The 15554-nt window shown below is 68.3% G+C and carries 16 protein-coding genes; 1 reads left to right on the plus strand and 15 read right to left on the minus strand.

All coding sequences use genetic code 11. From position 1 onward, the window contains the following. Positions 1 to 37 precede the first annotated feature (37 nt). The 7 genes from BDK63_RS09580 to mobA all read right to left on the minus strand — a co-directional run bounded on the left by BDK63_RS09580 (position 38) and on the right by mobA (position 5295). Complete coding sequence (locus BDK63_RS09580) at positions 38 to 328, minus strand: H-NS family histone-like protein (RefSeq protein WP_183331292.1); 291 nt, start codon at positions 326 to 328, stop codon at positions 38 to 40. A 198-nt stretch (positions 329 to 526) separates the two neighbouring features. After that, entirely contained in the window at positions 527 to 1519 is a 993-nt protein-coding gene (moaA, locus tag BDK63_RS09585; protein ID WP_183331453.1) for a GTP 3',8-cyclase MoaA, read from the minus strand. A gap of 22 nt (positions 1520 to 1541) precedes the next feature. Beyond that, the gene (gene moaE, locus BDK63_RS09590; protein WP_183331294.1) at positions 1542 to 1991 is read right to left on the minus strand and encodes a molybdopterin synthase catalytic subunit MoaE; all 450 of its coding nucleotides are present in this window, start codon (positions 1989 to 1991) and stop codon (positions 1542 to 1544) included. Positions 1992 to 1993: 2 nt separating this feature from the next. Further along, positions 1994 to 2824 carry a cyclic pyranopterin monophosphate synthase MoaC gene (gene moaC / locus BDK63_RS09595; RefSeq protein WP_183331296.1) on the minus strand — a complete coding sequence of 277 codons (831 nt, stop codon included), beginning with the start codon at positions 2822 to 2824 and terminating at the stop codon, positions 1994 to 1996. 10 nt (positions 2825 to 2834) lie between these two features. After that, a complete protein-coding gene (gene moeA / locus BDK63_RS09600) occupies positions 2835 to 4100 on the minus strand; it encodes a molybdopterin molybdotransferase MoeA (protein WP_183331298.1) in 1266 nt (421 codons plus the stop codon). Next, on the minus strand, positions 4097 to 4693 hold the full coding sequence (gene mobB, locus BDK63_RS09605) for a molybdopterin-guanine dinucleotide biosynthesis protein B (RefSeq protein WP_183331300.1): 597 nt from the start codon (positions 4691 to 4693) through the stop codon (positions 4097 to 4099). Before mobB ends, moeA begins: the two co-directional genes overlap by 4 nt. Beyond that, a complete protein-coding gene (gene mobA / locus BDK63_RS09610; protein WP_183331302.1) occupies positions 4690 to 5295 on the minus strand; it encodes a molybdenum cofactor guanylyltransferase MobA in 606 nt (201 codons plus the stop codon). The genes mobB and mobA overlap by 4 nt, the downstream gene beginning before the upstream one ends. Before the next feature lie 183 nt (positions 5296 to 5478). Here mobA and BDK63_RS09615 point away from each other — a divergent pair, with 183 nt between their 5' ends. Continuing rightward, the gene (locus tag BDK63_RS09615; RefSeq protein WP_183331304.1) at positions 5479 to 6063 is read left to right on the plus strand and encodes a cupin domain-containing protein; all 585 of its coding nucleotides are present in this window, start codon (positions 5479 to 5481) and stop codon (positions 6061 to 6063) included. 3 nt (positions 6064 to 6066) lie between these two features. Here the strand turns inward: BDK63_RS09615 and BDK63_RS09620 are convergent, their stop codons facing one another. The 8 genes from BDK63_RS09620 to BDK63_RS09655 all read right to left on the minus strand — a co-directional run bounded on the left by BDK63_RS09620 (position 6067) and on the right by BDK63_RS09655 (position 15240). After that, the gene (locus BDK63_RS09620; protein WP_183331306.1) at positions 6067 to 7311 is read right to left on the minus strand and encodes a uracil-xanthine permease family protein; all 1245 of its coding nucleotides are present in this window, start codon (positions 7309 to 7311) and stop codon (positions 6067 to 6069) included. A gap of 74 nt (positions 7312 to 7385) precedes the next feature. Then, positions 7386 to 9029 (minus strand): glycerol-3-phosphate dehydrogenase/oxidase, encoded by a 1644-nt coding sequence (locus BDK63_RS09625; RefSeq protein ID WP_183331308.1) that lies wholly within the window; start codon positions 9027 to 9029, stop codon positions 7386 to 7388. Positions 9030 to 9183: 154 nt separating this feature from the next. Then, positions 9184 to 10923 (minus strand): ABC transporter substrate-binding protein, encoded by a 1740-nt coding sequence (locus tag BDK63_RS09630; protein ID WP_183331310.1) that lies wholly within the window; start codon positions 10921 to 10923, stop codon positions 9184 to 9186. A 65-nt stretch (positions 10924 to 10988) separates the two neighbouring features. Next, complete coding sequence (locus BDK63_RS09635) at positions 10989 to 11261, minus strand: DUF2160 domain-containing protein (protein ID WP_183331312.1); 273 nt, start codon at positions 11259 to 11261, stop codon at positions 10989 to 10991. 13 nt (positions 11262 to 11274) lie between these two features. Then, positions 11275 to 12168 carry a carbohydrate ABC transporter permease gene (locus tag BDK63_RS09640; RefSeq protein WP_221202574.1) on the minus strand — a complete coding sequence of 298 codons (894 nt, stop codon included), beginning with the start codon at positions 12166 to 12168 and terminating at the stop codon, positions 11275 to 11277. A 1-nt stretch (position 12169) separates the two neighbouring features. Beyond that, the gene (locus BDK63_RS09645; protein ID WP_183331314.1) at positions 12170 to 13057 is read right to left on the minus strand and encodes a carbohydrate ABC transporter permease; all 888 of its coding nucleotides are present in this window, start codon (positions 13055 to 13057) and stop codon (positions 12170 to 12172) included. Continuing rightward, positions 13050 to 14150, minus strand: a complete 1101-nt coding sequence (locus tag BDK63_RS09650) for an ABC transporter ATP-binding protein (protein ID WP_183331316.1) — start codon at positions 14148 to 14150, stop codon at positions 13050 to 13052. The genes BDK63_RS09645 and BDK63_RS09650 overlap by 8 nt, the downstream gene beginning before the upstream one ends. A gap of 1 nt (position 14151) precedes the next feature. Beyond that, the gene (locus tag BDK63_RS09655) at positions 14152 to 15240 is read right to left on the minus strand and encodes an ABC transporter ATP-binding protein (RefSeq protein WP_183331318.1); all 1089 of its coding nucleotides are present in this window, start codon (positions 15238 to 15240) and stop codon (positions 14152 to 14154) included. Positions 15241 to 15554: the final 314 nt, after the last annotated feature.

Consider the following 15554-nt stretch of genomic DNA (forward strand, 5'->3'; position numbering starts at 1 on the left):
CTGGCTTTCACAGCTGACCTTCACATGACCACAGGCGTCACGCCTTGCTGGCGTTCTTCGGCGGGCGTCCCCGCTTGCGACGGGGCTGCTCGGTGACCAGGTCATCCAGGGAAAGCCCGGCGTCGTTGATCGCCTCACGGATCTCCGCCAGCTTGCGCTCCTTCTGGACTTCCTCCTCCTGGCGCTGACGCTCCTCGTCCTTCTTCTGCTCGATGACCTCGCCGATCACTTCGGCCAGCTTGTGCAGCTGTTCCATGCTGAGCTGGCGTGCCGCGGCGCGAGCCACGTTCTTGTTGCGAGCGATGCGCTCCAGGGATTCGCTGGACATTGCCCCCTCCATAGCCGGGTAAATGAGACGGGTATTTCCTCTTTGTGTAAGGAGAAAGTATATGCACACATCGTCCCTTGGCAAGGAAAGTCGTCTGTCATTCCCGACAGAAGGGTTGGTGAAAAAGGGGGCAATGATCCAATGAAGACGGCGCCACAGGGCGCCGTCGGGGAAGCGGAAGAAGCGGGCGGGTGAGACTCACCCGCCGGTCATGTTCATGAAGCGCACCACCTGGACATCGCCGTCGGTGGTGAAATGGTGGCGCTCGGGCTTCAGCGGCATGGCCGCCACGATCGCCCGCTTGAGGGCGTCGATATCACCGGGGTGGCGGCGCAGCACGGCGCGCAGATCGACGGAGTGCTCGTTGCCCAGGCAGAGCAGCAGGCGCCCTTCCACCGTGACCCGAACCCGGTTGCAGGTCGCGCAGAAGTTGTGGCTATGGGGCGAGATGAAGCCGACCCGGCTCTCGCTGTCGGCCATGCGGAAATAGCGCGAGGGGCCCAGGGTGGTCTCGGTGGTGGGCAACAGCGGATAGCGCGCCTCGATCAGCGCCTGGACCTCGTCGCTGGAGCAGTAGGTCTCGTCACGGCGGTGGTCGGAGACATCGCCCAGCGGCATCTCCTCGATGAAGCTGATGTCGAGGCCTTCTTCCCGGGCAAAGTCGACCAGGTCAAGCACCTCGTCGTCGTTGCGCCCCTTGAGGATCACCGCATTGAGCTTGATGCGCTCGAAGCCGGCCGCCCTGGCGGCACGGATACCGTCGATGACGCGATCGAGGTCCCCGGTGCGGGTCAGCGCCCGGAAACGCTCGGGATCCAGGGAATCCAGGCTGATATTGAGGCGCTTCAGCCCCGCCTGGCGCAGGCGCTCGGCGTGCTTGCCGAGGCCGGCGCCGTTGGTGGTCATGGCGAAATCCCGCAGGCCGGGCAGCGCGCCGACCTGCTCCACCAGGGTGCCGATGTCGCGACGCACCAGGGGCTCGCCGCCGGTCAGACGTACCTTTTCCACCCCCAGCTCGACGAAGGCCCGGGCGACCAGCGCCAGCTCCTCCAGGGTCAGCACCTGGGCGCGCGGCAGGAAGGTCATCTCCTCGCTCATGCAGTAGACGCAGCGAAAGTCGCAGCGGTCGGTGACCGAAATACGCACATAGCGCACCCGTCTGCCGAAGTCATCGATCAGTTCCGGGGGTATTGTCATTGCGATCTCTCCCAGCTCATTGCTGCCAGCGGCGAGCGTCCTTCTGGTCGGACTCACGCTCCGACACCCAGTAGTCGCCCCCGGTGGCGTGCTCTTTCTTCCAGAAGGGGGCGCGTGTCTTGAGGTAGTCCATGATGAAGTCGCAGGCCTCGAACGCCGCGCGACGGTGGGCACTCGCCACGACTACCAACACGATAGGGTCTCCGGGGGCCAGGCGTCCAATCCGGTGGATCACGGTGGCGCCATCCAGCGGCCAACGCTCGCGGGCCTCGTCGACGATGCCGGCCAGCGCCGACTCGGTCATGCCCGGATAGTGCTCGAGGGTCAGGGCCGTGACCTCGGGGGTCTCGTTGAAGTCACGCACCAGCCCGGTGAAGCTGACCACCGCACCGATATCGGTGCGCCCGGCCAGCAGCGCCTGCTGCTCGGCGCCGGCATCGAACGGCGCCTCCTGGACACGAATCATGTTCACCCTCCAGTCACCGGGGGAAAGAAGGCGACCTCGTCCTCGTTGGTGATCGGCGTGGCATCGCCGGCCATCACCTGGTTCACCGCACACAGCACCCGCCCCTCGTCGAGTCGCGAGAAGCGCGGGTCCTGGGCCTTGAGCGCTGCCTTGAGCCCGGCCACGTCGGCACTGGTCAGGCTGTCCAGCGGCACCGAGATGTCGCCGACGCCGAGCCGTTCGCGCAGCTCGGCGAGACACTTGACGCGGATGCAGGGCGTGGCGATGTCGCAGCGGGAACCCAGCGAGACCTGGCCTCCGTGCCCCTGGCCGGTGACGATCGGCGACGCCGCCTCGTCCGCCTCGCTTCCTCCCTCGCCGGCCTCGCGCCGATAGTCGCCGGACTTGCCGCCGGTCTTGGTCTCGAGCCGGATGGCATCGATCTCCATGCCCTTGTCCACCGCCTTGCACATGTCGTAGAGGGTCAGGCAGGCCACGGAGACCGCGGTCAGCGCCTCCATCTCCACCCCCGTGCGGCCGTTGAGGCGGCAGGTGGCGGTGACGTCGACGCAGGAGGCGGCCTCGTCCAGGCGGAAGTCGATGGCCACCTTCGACAGCGCCAGGGCGTGGCAGAGCGGGATCAGCTCATGGGTGCGCTTGGCGGCCTGGATGCCGGCGATGCGGGCCGTGGCCAGCACATCCCCCTTGGGCAGCCCGCCCTCGGCCAGCAGCGCCAGGGTCTCGGGCTTCATGCGGATCCGCCCGCTGGCCGTGGCCTCGCGCCGGCTCTCCGGCTTGTCGGCCACGTCCACCATATGGGCCTCGCCGCGTGCATTGAGATGGGTCAGTGACATGGGAAACGCCTCACGGGAGTCGGAAAAGGGGTTGGATGGCCACCACCTCGCCCTGGCCGACGGCCTCGCGCTCGGTGGTGATCTCGATCAGGCAGTTGGCCACGACCATGGAGGAGAGGATGCCGGAGCCCTGGGCGCCGGTGCTGGCGACCCGCAGCCGCCCCTCGGCGTCGCAGCGGTAGACCCCGCGCAGGTAGTCGACACGCCCCGTCCGGCTCGCCATGTCGTGGTCGGCGATGGCGGCCAGCCGGCGCGGCGCCGTGACGGGGCGCCCCTGCAGGCGCGCCAGCAGCGGCGCGGCGAACTGCAGGAAGGTCACCATCACCGCCACCGGGTTGCCGGGCAGCCCCAGGAAGGGCACGCGGCGTGCCCCCAGGCGGCCGCAGGCCAGCGGCCGCCCCGGGCGGATGGCGATCTTCCAGAAGCCGAGCTCGCCCTGATCGGCCAGCGCCTCGCGGGTAAAGTCGGCATCGCCCACCGAGACCCCGCCGCTGGTGATCACCAGGTCGGCCTCGGCGCTGGCCGTCGCCAGGGCCGCGGAGAGCGCCGCCCGGTCGTCGGGCAGGATACCGAGGTCGAGCACCTCGCCGCCGTGCTCGGTGACCAGCCCGATCAGGCTGTAGCGGTTGGCATCGAAGATGGCGGCCGGCGGGAGCGGCTCGCCCGGCGCGGTGACCTCGTCGCCGGTGGAGAAGAGCGCCACCCGGGGGCGCCGGCGTACCGCCACCCGGTCGACTCCCAGGGAGGCCAGCAGGCCCAGCTCGGCGGCGCCCAGTCGGGTGCCGGCGGCCAGCGCCAGGGCACCGCGGGCGATATCCTCGCCGGCCCGGCGCACGTTCTGGCCGCGCCGCACGCGTTCCGGACGCGCCACCGAGACCCGCACGCCCTCCCCGGCCGCCGTCTCAGTGAGCTGCTCGCGCATGATCACGGTGTCGGCGCCGGGCGGCAGCGGCGCCCCGGTGGTGATCCCCACGCACTCGCCGGGCGCCAGCGCCTGCGCATGATACCGGCCGGCGAAGACCTCGGCCACGCGCCGCCAGTCGGCCGGTCGCTCGGCCGCCTCGGGCCAGGCCAGGGCGATGCCGTCCATGGCGGCGTTGGTCGCGGGTGGCACGTCCCGGGGCGAGACCACCGCCTCGGCCAGCACCCGGCCATGGAGCTCGGCCAGCGGCAGGGTCTCGGCGGGCAGCGCCCCTTCGGCCAGCGCCAGCACCGCCTCCCGGGCCGCCTCGACCTCGAGCATCCGCTCGCCCAGCTCGAAGCAGGAGAGGGTCATGGGGCCGGCTCCCCGACCGGGGTCGGCCGCGGCCGGCGCTCGTCCGGCCAGCGCGCCGGCCAGGCCGCCACCCAGTCGGCCACGGCCTCCAGGTCGTTGATGTCCAGCGCCTCGACCCCCGCCGGCAGCGCCAGGGGGGCATCGCTGGCCACCGCCCGCACCCAGGGGTCCTCGGCCACGCGCAGCGGCTTGCCCACCGCCGGGCGATGGAGTTCCAGCTTGGGCAGCGGCCAGGCCTTGAAGCCCTCCACCAGCACCAGGTCCGGAGTCTGGAGGCGGACCATCTCGACCAGCTGGGCGAGGTCCGCCTCCTCCTGCCCCGGGGTCTCCATCATCAGCGCCAGGCGGTGGCGGGAGGCCACCAGCATGGGGGTCGCCCCCGCCTGGCGCAGGCGGTGGCTGTCCTTGCCGGGCTGGTCGACGTCGAAGCCGTGATGGGCATGCTTGATCACCGCGACCCGCAGGCCGCGATCGCGCAGACACGGCAGCAGCCGCTCGAGCAGGGTGGTCTTTCCGGTGCCGCTCCAGGCCGCGATGCCCAGCAGCGGCAGGCGTTCATCCAGGGGCAGCCCCGGTTGACTGGCGTGACTCATGGGGTCGGTGACTCCTTGCCGAGCGCCGTTTCCAGGCGCCGTTTCTCGTCATCGGTGTTGAGGTTGGCGAACGCCTCGGGGCAGTCGGAGACGTCCACCCGCCGCCAGGCGTGGCGGGCGTACCAGCGGTCGATCTTGCGCTCGCCGGCGGCCAGCGCCGCCGCCAGGTCATCGGCCAGCGAGGTGCGGATCAGCGCGACCACCGGGTGCAGGCGCTCGCCGTCGTCGGCCACCGCGATGTCGCCATCGCCGAGCCCCGCGACCAGCCGCTCGACCAGGTCCGCCGGCAGCGCCGGGGTGTCGCAGGGCACGACCAGCAGCCAGGGCGTGGTGGCCGCGCGCAGGCCGCTGTAGATGCCCATCAGCGGTCCCTGGTAGCCGGTCTCGGCATCGACGATCACCCGGTCGGCCAGCGGCCGGTAGTCGTCCAGGTGGCGGTTGGCATTGATCAGCACCTCCCTGACCCGCCCCTCGAGGCGCTGGCGCACATGGGCCACCAGCGGCCGGCCGGCGAAGGTCACCAGCCCCTTGTCGCGGCCGCCCATGCGCCGCCCCTGGCCGCCGGCCAGGATCATCCCGGTGAGCTCGTCCTGCGTGATCATGAGGGCCTGTGACCTCCCCGGTCCGGTCGTGATAGTGTCCTGCCCTCATGATGCCTGAGCCGGCCGGAGCGTGCCACGCCGCGCCGCCCCAGGCGCCGCCGCGCTGATCCGGGTCAAGGCCACGGCTTACCGCCGGGGGCCGTTGCCGGTATCATGTGTGCACTATTCTTGACAGGACCGACCATGGAAGCAGGATTCGACGTGGGCGCCCGGCTGCGCCAGCTGCGCCTCGCCCGCGGCCTCTCCCAGCGCGAGCTGGCCAAGCGGGCCGGCGTCACCAACAGCACCATCTCGCTGATCGAGCAGAACAGCGTCAGCCCCTCGGTGAGCTCGCTGAAGAAGATCCTCGACGCCCTGCCGGTGTCGATCAGCGCCTTCTTCGCCGGCGACGAGCCGAGCCCGCCGCGTCCCTTCTACCGCGCCGGCGAGCTCACCGAGATCGGCGACGGCCACCTCTCCTGGCGGCTGGTGGCCGCCCGCCAGCCCGACCGCCGCATGTCGATCATCCACGAGCGCTATCCGCCCGGGTCCGACACCGGCGTGGAGATGCTGGAGCATGATGGCGAGGAAGGCGGAGTGGTGATCGCCGGGGAGATCGAGATCACCGTGAGCGGCGAGATGGCGGTGCTGGGCGAGGGAGACGCCTACTACTTCGACTCGCGGCTGCCCCACCGCTTCCGCAACGTGGGCGACCGCGAGTGCGTGATCGTCAGCGCCAGCACCCCGCCGACCTTCTCGGACGGCGGGCAGGAGCAGCACCACGCCTGAGCGTCACTCGTCCTCTTCGGCGCCGGGCAGCACCCAGTTGAGCAGGATGCCCACCAGGGCAGCCAGGCTGACGCCCTGCAGGGTGAACTGGCCGCCGCCGAACTGCATGCCGCCGATGCCGAACACCAGGATCAGCGAGATCACCACCAGGTTGCGCGGCGCGGTCAGCGAATGGCCGGCGCGCACCAGGGTGTTCATGCCCACCACGGCGATGGAGCCGAACAGCAGGGTCATGATGCCGCCCATCACCGGCCCGGGAATGGTCTGCAGCAGGGCCCCTAGCTTGGCCACGAAGGCCAGGCCGACGGCGATGCAGGCCGCCACCACCATGATCTTCGGGTTGAAGGCGCGGGTCAGGGTCACCGCCCCGGTCACCTCGGAGTAGGTGGTGTTGGGCGGGCCGCCGAACAACGCCGCGGTGGAGGTGGCCAGGCCGTCGCCCAGCAGGGTGCGATGCAGGCCGGGCTTCTCCAGGTAGTTCTTCCGCGTGACCGACCCGATGGCCACCATGTCGCCGATGTGCTCCACCGCCGGGGCAATGGCCACCGGGATCATGAACAGGATCGCCGCCCAGTGGAAGCTCGGGGCGGTAAAGGCGGGCATCGACAGCCAGGCCGCCTCGCGCACCGGGGAGAAGTCCACCAGGCCCATCGCAAGCGCCAGCACGTAGCCGGTGACGATGCCGCCCATGATCGGGATCAGCCGGACCAGCCCGCGGCCGAACACCGCCAGCACCAGGGTCACCAGCAGGCTGACCATGGAGAGGAAGATCGCCGGGCCATAGCCGATGTGGTCGCTGGTCTCACCGGTGGCCATGCTCACCGCCACCGGCGCCAGGGCCAGGCCGATCACCATGATCACCGGCCCCACCACCACCGCCGGCAGCAGCCGATGCAGCCAGGCGGTGCCCTTGAGGCGCACGGCCTGGGAGATCGCCACGTAGACCAGGCCGGCGGCCATCAGCCCGCCCATGGTGGCCGGGATGCCGAAGTTGGCCACCGAGCCCTGGATCGGCGCGATGAAGGCGAACGACGAGGCCAGGAACACCGGCACCGTGACGCGGGTCACGCCGTGGAACACCAGGGTCCCGACCCCGGCGGTGAACAGCGCGACGCTGGGGTCCAGGCCGGTGAGCAGCGGCACCAGCACCAGGGCGCCGAAGGCCACGAAGAGCATCTGGGCGCCGGTGAGCAGGGTCCTGAGGGGCGACTCGGCCGCGGGTCGGGCGGCCGCCGAGGTATCAGTCATGGGGGCTCCAGGGAGTCAGGGTGAGGGAAACGCGCGGCATTCTAGCAGCCCGCGCCCGCCGGCACGATGGGCCCTCACCCGCCCTCTTCCACCCGCTTCTCACGGGGCTCGGGCGATGCCCCCTGCAGGTACTCCTCGAGCCGCTCGCTGGCCTGGTCGCCGAACAGGATGTCGCAGGCCTCCTGCAGGCCGGGCGAGCGACGAATGGCCGCCTCCGACACCACCAGCGAGACCTTGGAGCGCCGGCGCAGGAAGTCCTCCAGGCGGGTCACCATCTCCCGGCGCCGGGCCTGTTCCAGTTCCACTCGCAGGTACTCGGTGCCCTCGATCAGCACCTCGGCCTGGCGTTCGTCCTGGCGGATCGCCTCGAGCATCTCGAAGGCCTGGGAACCGTAGCGCCGCCACAGCCGCTGGCTGAGCGGCTCGGAGGCGTGATCGGCAGTCATCGCGTCCAGCTCCATCAGCCGGGCCTGGTGCAGGAAGGCCTCGCGCACCGAGGCGTCCGGCTCGCCGTACCAGCGCTGGCGGGGATAGGGCACCTCGATGCCCAGGCCGCGCACCGCCTCGACCACCTCCTCGCCCACGTTGAGGCAGTCGGTGAGCTTGCCGCCGAAGATGCTGAGGTGGGCACGCTGGCGGTCGAGGTCGATGGCGTGCTTGCGCGACAGGTTGAGGAAGTCCCGCTCGCCGCCGCCGCTGGGCTTCACGGCCAGCGGCCTGACCCCGCAGCGGGTGGCGATGATGTCCGACGCCTCCAGCGGCTTGGGAAGCGCCAGGCGCTTGTTGATGTTGTCCAGCACGAAGCGGATGTCCGCCTCCGTGGCCTCGACCTCGGGCGACTCCACCCGGGTATCGGTGGTGCCGATGCAGGTACGCGGCCCCATGGGAATGACGAAGAAGAGCCGTCCGTCGTCGGCGAAAAAGGCCAGCACCCGTCGGCTGTCGGTGAGCCGCGGCACGATCAGGTGGATCCCCTTGGAGAAGACATGGTGGTGGTCGGTGCGCTGCCCGGCGCGCTGGTTGAGCTGGTCGACCCAGGGACCGGCGGCATTGATCAGCACCCGCGAGCGAATCTCGAAGGTATCGCCGGTCATCGCGTCGCGAGCCCGGGTGATCCAGACGCCCTCCTCCCGGCGAGACTCCAGGTACTCGACGTAGTTGGCCGCCACGGTGCCGAAGTCCAGGGCGGCGCGCACGAAGTTGAAGACGAAGCGCGCATCGTTGTCATGGAGGTAGGCGTCGGAGTACTCGAAGCCCCCCACCGCCGAGCCGATGTCGATGATCGGCTCCCGGACGTGGAGCGCCGCCGGCCTCAGGTAGTGGGGCCGGCGGGTGAAGGCGTTGCCCATCAGCCAGTAGAGCCAGGTGCCCGCCCAGGGCACCAGCGGGTGGTGGCGAAAGCCCCGGTTGATGGTGGTGAGGAAGCGGATCTCCTGCACCGAGGAGGGATAGCTCCTGATCAGGTGGTTGCGGCTGCGGCAGAGCTTGCGCACCAGGGCGAAGTCGCCGCTCTCCATGTACTTGATGCCGCCCCATACCAGGTTCGACGAGTGCATGCTGGTGCTGCCGGCGAAGTCGCCCTTGTCGATCAGCGCCACCCGAGCCCCCTTGCCGCTCAGCGCGGCCGCCGCGGAGGCCCCGTTGATGCCGCCGCCCACCACCAGGACGTCGAAGCAGCGCCGGGGCAGCTTGCGCAGGTTGTTCTGTCTGAGTTGCATCTCTTGCCCTTCCTGAAAGCCCTTCCTGAAAAAACGGGGCCCCGCTCGGCATGACCGAGCGGGGCCTGGGTCCCGTTCGGGCAACCGGTCACACGTTGCTGATCCCGGTAGTGCCGGGAGGTTGGCGGGCGGCGAACCGCCCACCGGTCGCCTGTTACCGTGTGCCGGCCGCCATCCACGCCTCCATCATCTCGTCGTAGGGCACGGTGGTGCCCTGGGGCATCTCGTCGTCGAGCTTCGCCTTGGGGGCGCCCGGCTGGGAGAGCCAGTACTCGGCGTCACGCTCCTCGTTGAGCTGCGGCGCATAGACCTCGAAGACCCCGGCACGAGCCAGACGCGCCATCACGCTGTCCAGGTCACCCGCCAGGTTATCCAGCCCTTCCTGGGGCGAGATCTCACCGCTGATCACAGGCGCCAGGTTCTGCCACCAGAGCGGCGCCATGCGCGGGTAGTCGGGCACGTTGGTGCCGGTGGGCGTCCAGTTGGACTCGTTGGGGCTGCGGTAGAACTCCACCAGGCCGCCCAGCTTCGGGGCCATCTCGCTCATCTGCTCGGAGAAGATGTCCGACTCGCGGATCGGCGTCAGGCCAGCCATCAGCTTCTCCAGCGAGACGGTCTTGGCGGTGGTGAACTGCGCGAACAGCCAGGCAGCGGTGCGGCGATCCTCCGGGGTGGAGTCGAAGAAGGTCCAGGAGCCCACGTCCTGATAGCCCACCTTCATGCCCTCCTCCCAGTAGGGACCGGTGGGCGACGGCGCCATGCGCCACAGCGGGTTGCCCTCGTCGTCGGTCACCGGCAGGCCCGGATCGGTCATGTCGGCGGTGAAGGCCGTGTACCAGAAGATCTGCTGGGCGATCTGGCCCTGGGCTGGCACGGGTCCCGCCTCGCCGAAGGTCATGCCCTGGGCCTCTTCGGGGGCGTAGTCGCGAAGCCAGTCGACCGCCTTCTGCATGGCGAACACCGAGGCCGGCGCGTTGGTGCCGCCGCCGCGGGTCACGCTGGCGCCCACCGGGCGGCTCTCCTCGTCGACGCGGATCCCCCAGTCATCCACCGGGTTGCCGAAGGGCACGCCGGGGCTGCCCATGCCGGCCATGGAGAGCCAGGAGTCGTGGAAGCGCCAGCCCAGCGACGGGTCGCGGCGGCCGTAGTCCATATGGCCGTAGACCCGGGTACCGTCGATCTCGCCGACGTGCTCGGTGAAGAACTCGGCGATGTCCTCGTAGGCCGTCCAGTTGGTGGGCACGCCCAGGTCGTAGCCGTAGATGTCGCGGAACTGCTCCTGGAGGTCCTCGCGCTGGAACCAGTCGTAGCGGAACCAGTAGAGGTTGGCGAACTGCTGGGTCGGCAGCTGGTAGATGCTGCCGTCGGGGCCGGTGGTGTACTGGATGCCGATGAAGTCGTCCAGGTCCAGGGTAGGCAGGGTGAAGTCGGCCCACTCGTTCTCCATCGCCTCGGAGATATTGATGGTGGTGCCGTAGCGGATATGGGTACCGATGGCGTCGGAGTCGTTGACGTAGCCGTCGTAGATGTTGCGACCCGACTGCATCTGGGTCTGCATGTTGTTGACCACGTCCCCCTCGCCGATGATGTTGTGGGTGACGTCGATGCCGGTCAGCTCGCTGAAGGCCTCGGCCAGCACGTCCCGCTCGTAGACATGGGTGGTCAGGCCCTCGGCCACGGTGCTGATGGACATGCCGCGGAACGGCTCGGCCGCCTCGGCGAACCACAGCAGCTCCTCGATCTGCTCCTCGCGGGAGAGCGTCGAGTTCTGGAAGTGCTCGTCGACCAGCCGCTCGGCGATGGCGCGGGCGTCGTGGTTGTCGGCGTGCAGGGCGCCGCTGGCCAGCATCACGCCGGCCGCCAGCAGAGAGAGTCGCATTGTTGTCGCTTTCATGTTGACCTCTTCGGTTGTGGGGGTTCGTCCTTGAACCGGTTGTCATTCGGCTCCGTGCGTTTCTGTCAGCCCCAGCGCATCAGGATCATGAGCCACAGGATCGAGATGGCCAGGGCCAGCCAGAGGCTGATCGAGGTGAAACCCACCACCATCAGGTGGATGTAGGCGGCGCAGAGCAGCCCGATGAACAGCCGGTCGCCGCGGGTGGTGGCGATCGGCAGGAAGCCCTTGCGCTCGACGGTCGGCGAGGCGAGCTCCCAGGCCGTCATCCCCAGCAGGATGGCGGCGATGGCGGAGAAGAAAATCGCGGTGGGCGTGGTCCATACCATCCATTCCATGACGGTTTCCTCCTCAGGTCCGGCCCAGGGCGAAGCCCTTGGCGATATGGTTGCGCACGAAGTAGACCACCACGATGCCGGGCAGGATGGTCAGCACCCCGGCGGCGGAGAGCGCCCCCCAGTCGATGCCCGAAGCGCCCTTGGTCTGGGTCATCACCGAGCCGATGGGCTGGGCACTGGTGGCGGTCAGGGTGCTGGCCAGCAGCAGTTCGACCCAGGAGAACATGAACAGGAAGAACAGCGTCACGCCGATCCCCGAGCTGATCATCGGAATGAAGATCTTCACGAAGAAGCGCGGGAAGCTGTAGCCGTCGATGAAGGCCGTCTCGTCGATCTCCTTGGGCACGCTGCTCATGAAGCCCTCGAGGATCCAGACCGCCAGGGGGATGTTGAACAGGCAGTGGGCCAGCGCCACGGCCACGTGGGTGTCGAACAGCCCGACGGTGTAGTAGAGCTGGAAATAGGGCAGCAGGAACACCGCCGGCGGCGCCATCAGGTTGGTCAGCAGCCAGAAGAACAGGTGCTTGTCGCCGATGAAGCGATAGCGGCTGAAGGCGTAGGCCGCCGGCAGGGCCACGGCCAGGCTGATCAGCATGTTCATCAGCACGTAGGCGATGGAGTTCACGTAGCCCATGTACCAGTTCGAATCGGTGAAGATCTTGGCGTAGTGCTCCAGGGTGAAGTCCTGGGGCCACAGGGTCAGGGCCCCGAGGATCTCGCTGTTGGACTGGAACGACATGTTGAGCAGCCAGTAGACCGGCAGCAGCACGAAGACGATATAGAGGGTCATCAGGCCGCGGCGGCGCCATTGGCGGGAGACCGGGCGGGCCTGGCGGCGGCGCCGGGCATCGGCCGCGGCGGCCTGCTTGCGTACCGCCTCCGGCGTGGTGGGAATCGGCTGGTTCATGTCAGGCCCCCTTGTCCTGTTGCTTGTCCTTCTGGAGATTCATGATCGCCGTGTAGAACACCCAGCAGACCAGCAGGATGATCAGGAAGTAGATCAGCGAGAAGGCCGCCGAGGGGCCGAGGTCCTGCTGCCCGATCGCCATGGTGGTCAGCGACTGGCTGAGGAAGGTTGTGGAGTTGCCCGGCCCGCCCCCGGTCAGCACGAAGGGCTCGGCGTAGATCATGAAGGAGTGCATGAAGCGCAGCAGGATGCCGATGACCAGCACGTTGGTGAGCTTGGGCAGCTGGATGTAGCGGAACACCGCCCAGCGCGAGGCGCGGTCGATGCGCGCCGCCTGGTAGTAGGCGTCCGGGATCGAGCGCAGGCCGCTGTAGCAGAGCAGCGCGATCAGCGGCGTCCAGTGCCAGACATCCATCAGGATGATGGTGCCCCAGGCATCCACGGCGCTGCGGGTGATGTTGTAGCCATAGCCCAGCTCGCGCAGGCCCCAGCCCATCAGGCCGATGTCGCCACGGGTGAAGATCTGCCAGATGCTGCCCACCACGTTCCAGGGAATCAGCAGCGGCATGGTCACGAGTATCAGGATCGCCGAGGCCTGCCAGCCCTTCTTGGGCATCAGCAGCGCGATGCCGATACCCAGTGGCACCTCGATGGCCAGCACCGTCAGCGAGAAGGCGAACTGGCGCATCAGGGCGGCCTGCAGCGCCGGGTTGTTGAGGGTCTCCTGGAACCACTCCACGCCGGTGAAGAACCGGGTGTTGGCGTCGAAGACATCCTGGACGGAGTAGTTCACCACGGTCATCAGCGGAATGATCGCCGAGAAGGCCACCAGCAGCAGCATGGGCAGGATCAACCACCAGGCGCGGTTGTTGTAGATCTTGTTATTCATGGGGAATCTCCACGCGGAACTCGTCGACATAGAGGCCGAGCCGCGCCAGCGGGAAGCGCAACCAGGCCCTGTCACGCGGCAGGGTCTCGTCCTCCTCGATGCGGGCCTTGAAGGGGGTATCCCCCAGCCGCAGCGAGAGGATGGCGTAGGTGCCGAGGTCCTGGACATCCTCCACCACGGCCTCCATGGCGTCCTCGACCGGGGCGGCATGCACCTCGACGAACTCGGGCCGGATGCCCAGCTTGACGCTGGCCGAGCCCGCGCCGGCCACCGCCGCATGCACCGCCTCCGGCACGGCCAGGGGCAGCTCCCCGGCCATCACCCGGCCGTCGCGGGCCGCCACCTCGAGGAAGTTCATCCCGGGGCTGCCGATGAAGTAGCCGACGAAGGTGTGGTTGGGGGTCTCGAAGAGCTCCCGCGGGGTGCCGAACTGCACCACCTGGCCCTGGTACATCACCGCGATTTTGTCGGCGAAGGTCGACGCCTCGAGCTGGTCGTGGGTGACGTAGACCATGGTGATGTTGAAGCGCTGGTGGATCTCCTTGAGCTTGCGGCGCAGCTTCCACTTCAGCTGGGGGTCGATGACCGTCAGCGGCTCGTCGAAGAGGATCGCCGAGACGTCATCGCGCACCAGGCCGCGCCCCATGGAGACCTTCTGCTTCTCGTCGGCGGTGAGGTTCTTGGCCTTGCGGCCGAGCTGGGGGGTCAGCTCGAGGACGTCCGCCACCTCAAGGACCCGCTCGCGCACCTTGTCGGCGGGGGTGCCGATGTTGCGCAGCGGGAAGGCCAGGTTGTCGTAGACCGTCATGGTGTCGTAGACGACCGGGAACTGGAACACCTGGGCGATGTTGCGTGCCTCGGGCGGCAGCGCATTGACCCGCTCGCCATCGAACAGCACGTCGCCGCTGGAGGGTTCGAGCAGCCCCGAGATGATGTTGAGCAGGGTCGACTTGCCGCAGCCGGAGGGGCCGAGCAGCGCATAGGCCCCGCCCTGGTGCCAGACGTGGTTCATCTCGCGGATGGCGTAGTCCTCGGGGGAGGATGGTGCGGCCAGGTAGGAGTGGGCCAGGCCCTTCAGGGTAATCTCGGCCATCTCATGCCCTCCCGGCGTGGGTCGGAATGTGGACCACCGCACCCTGACGGTCGAAGGCATAGACCTTGTGGGTGGGGATGTAGAGCCTGACCGCCTGGCCGGGGGTGAACTCGTGCACCCCCTCGAGGTGGACGGTCAGGTGGAACAGCGCATTGCGCACGTGCAGGAAGGTCTCGGAGCCGCTGATCTCGGCCATGTCGACCTCCATCTCGACCTCGATGTCATCGTCGGAGCGCGGCGCCAGTGCGATATGCGCCGGACGCACGCCGAAGCGGTACTCGCCGGGCGCCAGGGTGCGCAGGTCGTCGTTGAGCGGGAAGTGGACGCGCTTGTCGAAGGTGACCTCGGCCCCCGAGATGATGCCGCGCATGATGTTGATGGGCGGCTCGGAGAACATCTCGGCGGTGAGGATATCCAGCGGGCGGTGGTAGACGTCGTCGGTGCGTCCGTACTGCAGCAGGCGCCCCTCGTGGAGCACCGCGGTGTGGCCGCCCAGGGCCAGGGCCTCCGCCGGCTCGGTGGTGGCGTAGACGGCGATGCAGTTGCGCTCGCTGAACAGGGTGCGCAGCTCCTCGCGGAATTCCTCGCGCAGCTTGTAGTCGAGGTTCACCAGCGGCTCATCGAAGAGCACGATATCGGCATCCTTGACCAGCGCCCGCCCCATGGCGGTGCGCTGCTGCTGGCCGCCGGAGAGCTCCAGGGGCAGCCGATCGAGCAGATGTTCGATATGCAACATCTCGGCGGTCTCGCGGACCCGCCGGTCGATCTCGGCCTTGCTCACCCTGGCCAGCCGCAGCGGCGAGGCGATGTTGTCGTAGACGCTCAGCGAGGGGTAGTTGATGAACTGCTGGTAGACCATGGAGACGTTGCGGCGCCGCACCGACACCCCGGTGACGTCCTGGCCGTTCATCAGCACGCGGCCGCGGGTGGGCGTGTCGAGCCCGGCCATGAGCCGCATCAGGGTCGTCTTGCCGGCCAGGGTGCGCCCCAGCAGGACGTTGAAGGAGCCGGGTTCCAGCTCGAGGTTCACATCCGCAACGTGAGTGGCGCCACCGACCGTCAGATCGATATTTTCCAGGATCAATGACATGGCGAGTCTCGGTTGTTCGTTTTTGTATGACGACGATCATGTCGACGTCCGAACACCATAGATCAGGCGCGCAAAGATGACATCCATGTTGCTTAACGAAAATTCGAGAATCGCCGACGATCCGCCATGAGCGGCCATCAACCCTATGAAAATAAAGAGATATTTTCGCATTTATACTTTAGGCGAAGTCGTGGGCGGCGACACACGAGGCGAAAAGCAAACAGGGCCATGTTCACGAATGAACACGGCCCCGTGGGCGAGGCGAAGACGGAGCGGCTGAGGCGTTGGTCTGTCTCGTGGGCCTCAGTCGGGCC

It is taken from the genome of Halomonas campaniensis, assembly GCF_014193375.1.
Lineage (GTDB): Bacteria > Pseudomonadota > Gammaproteobacteria > Pseudomonadales > Halomonadaceae > Halomonas > Halomonas campaniensis.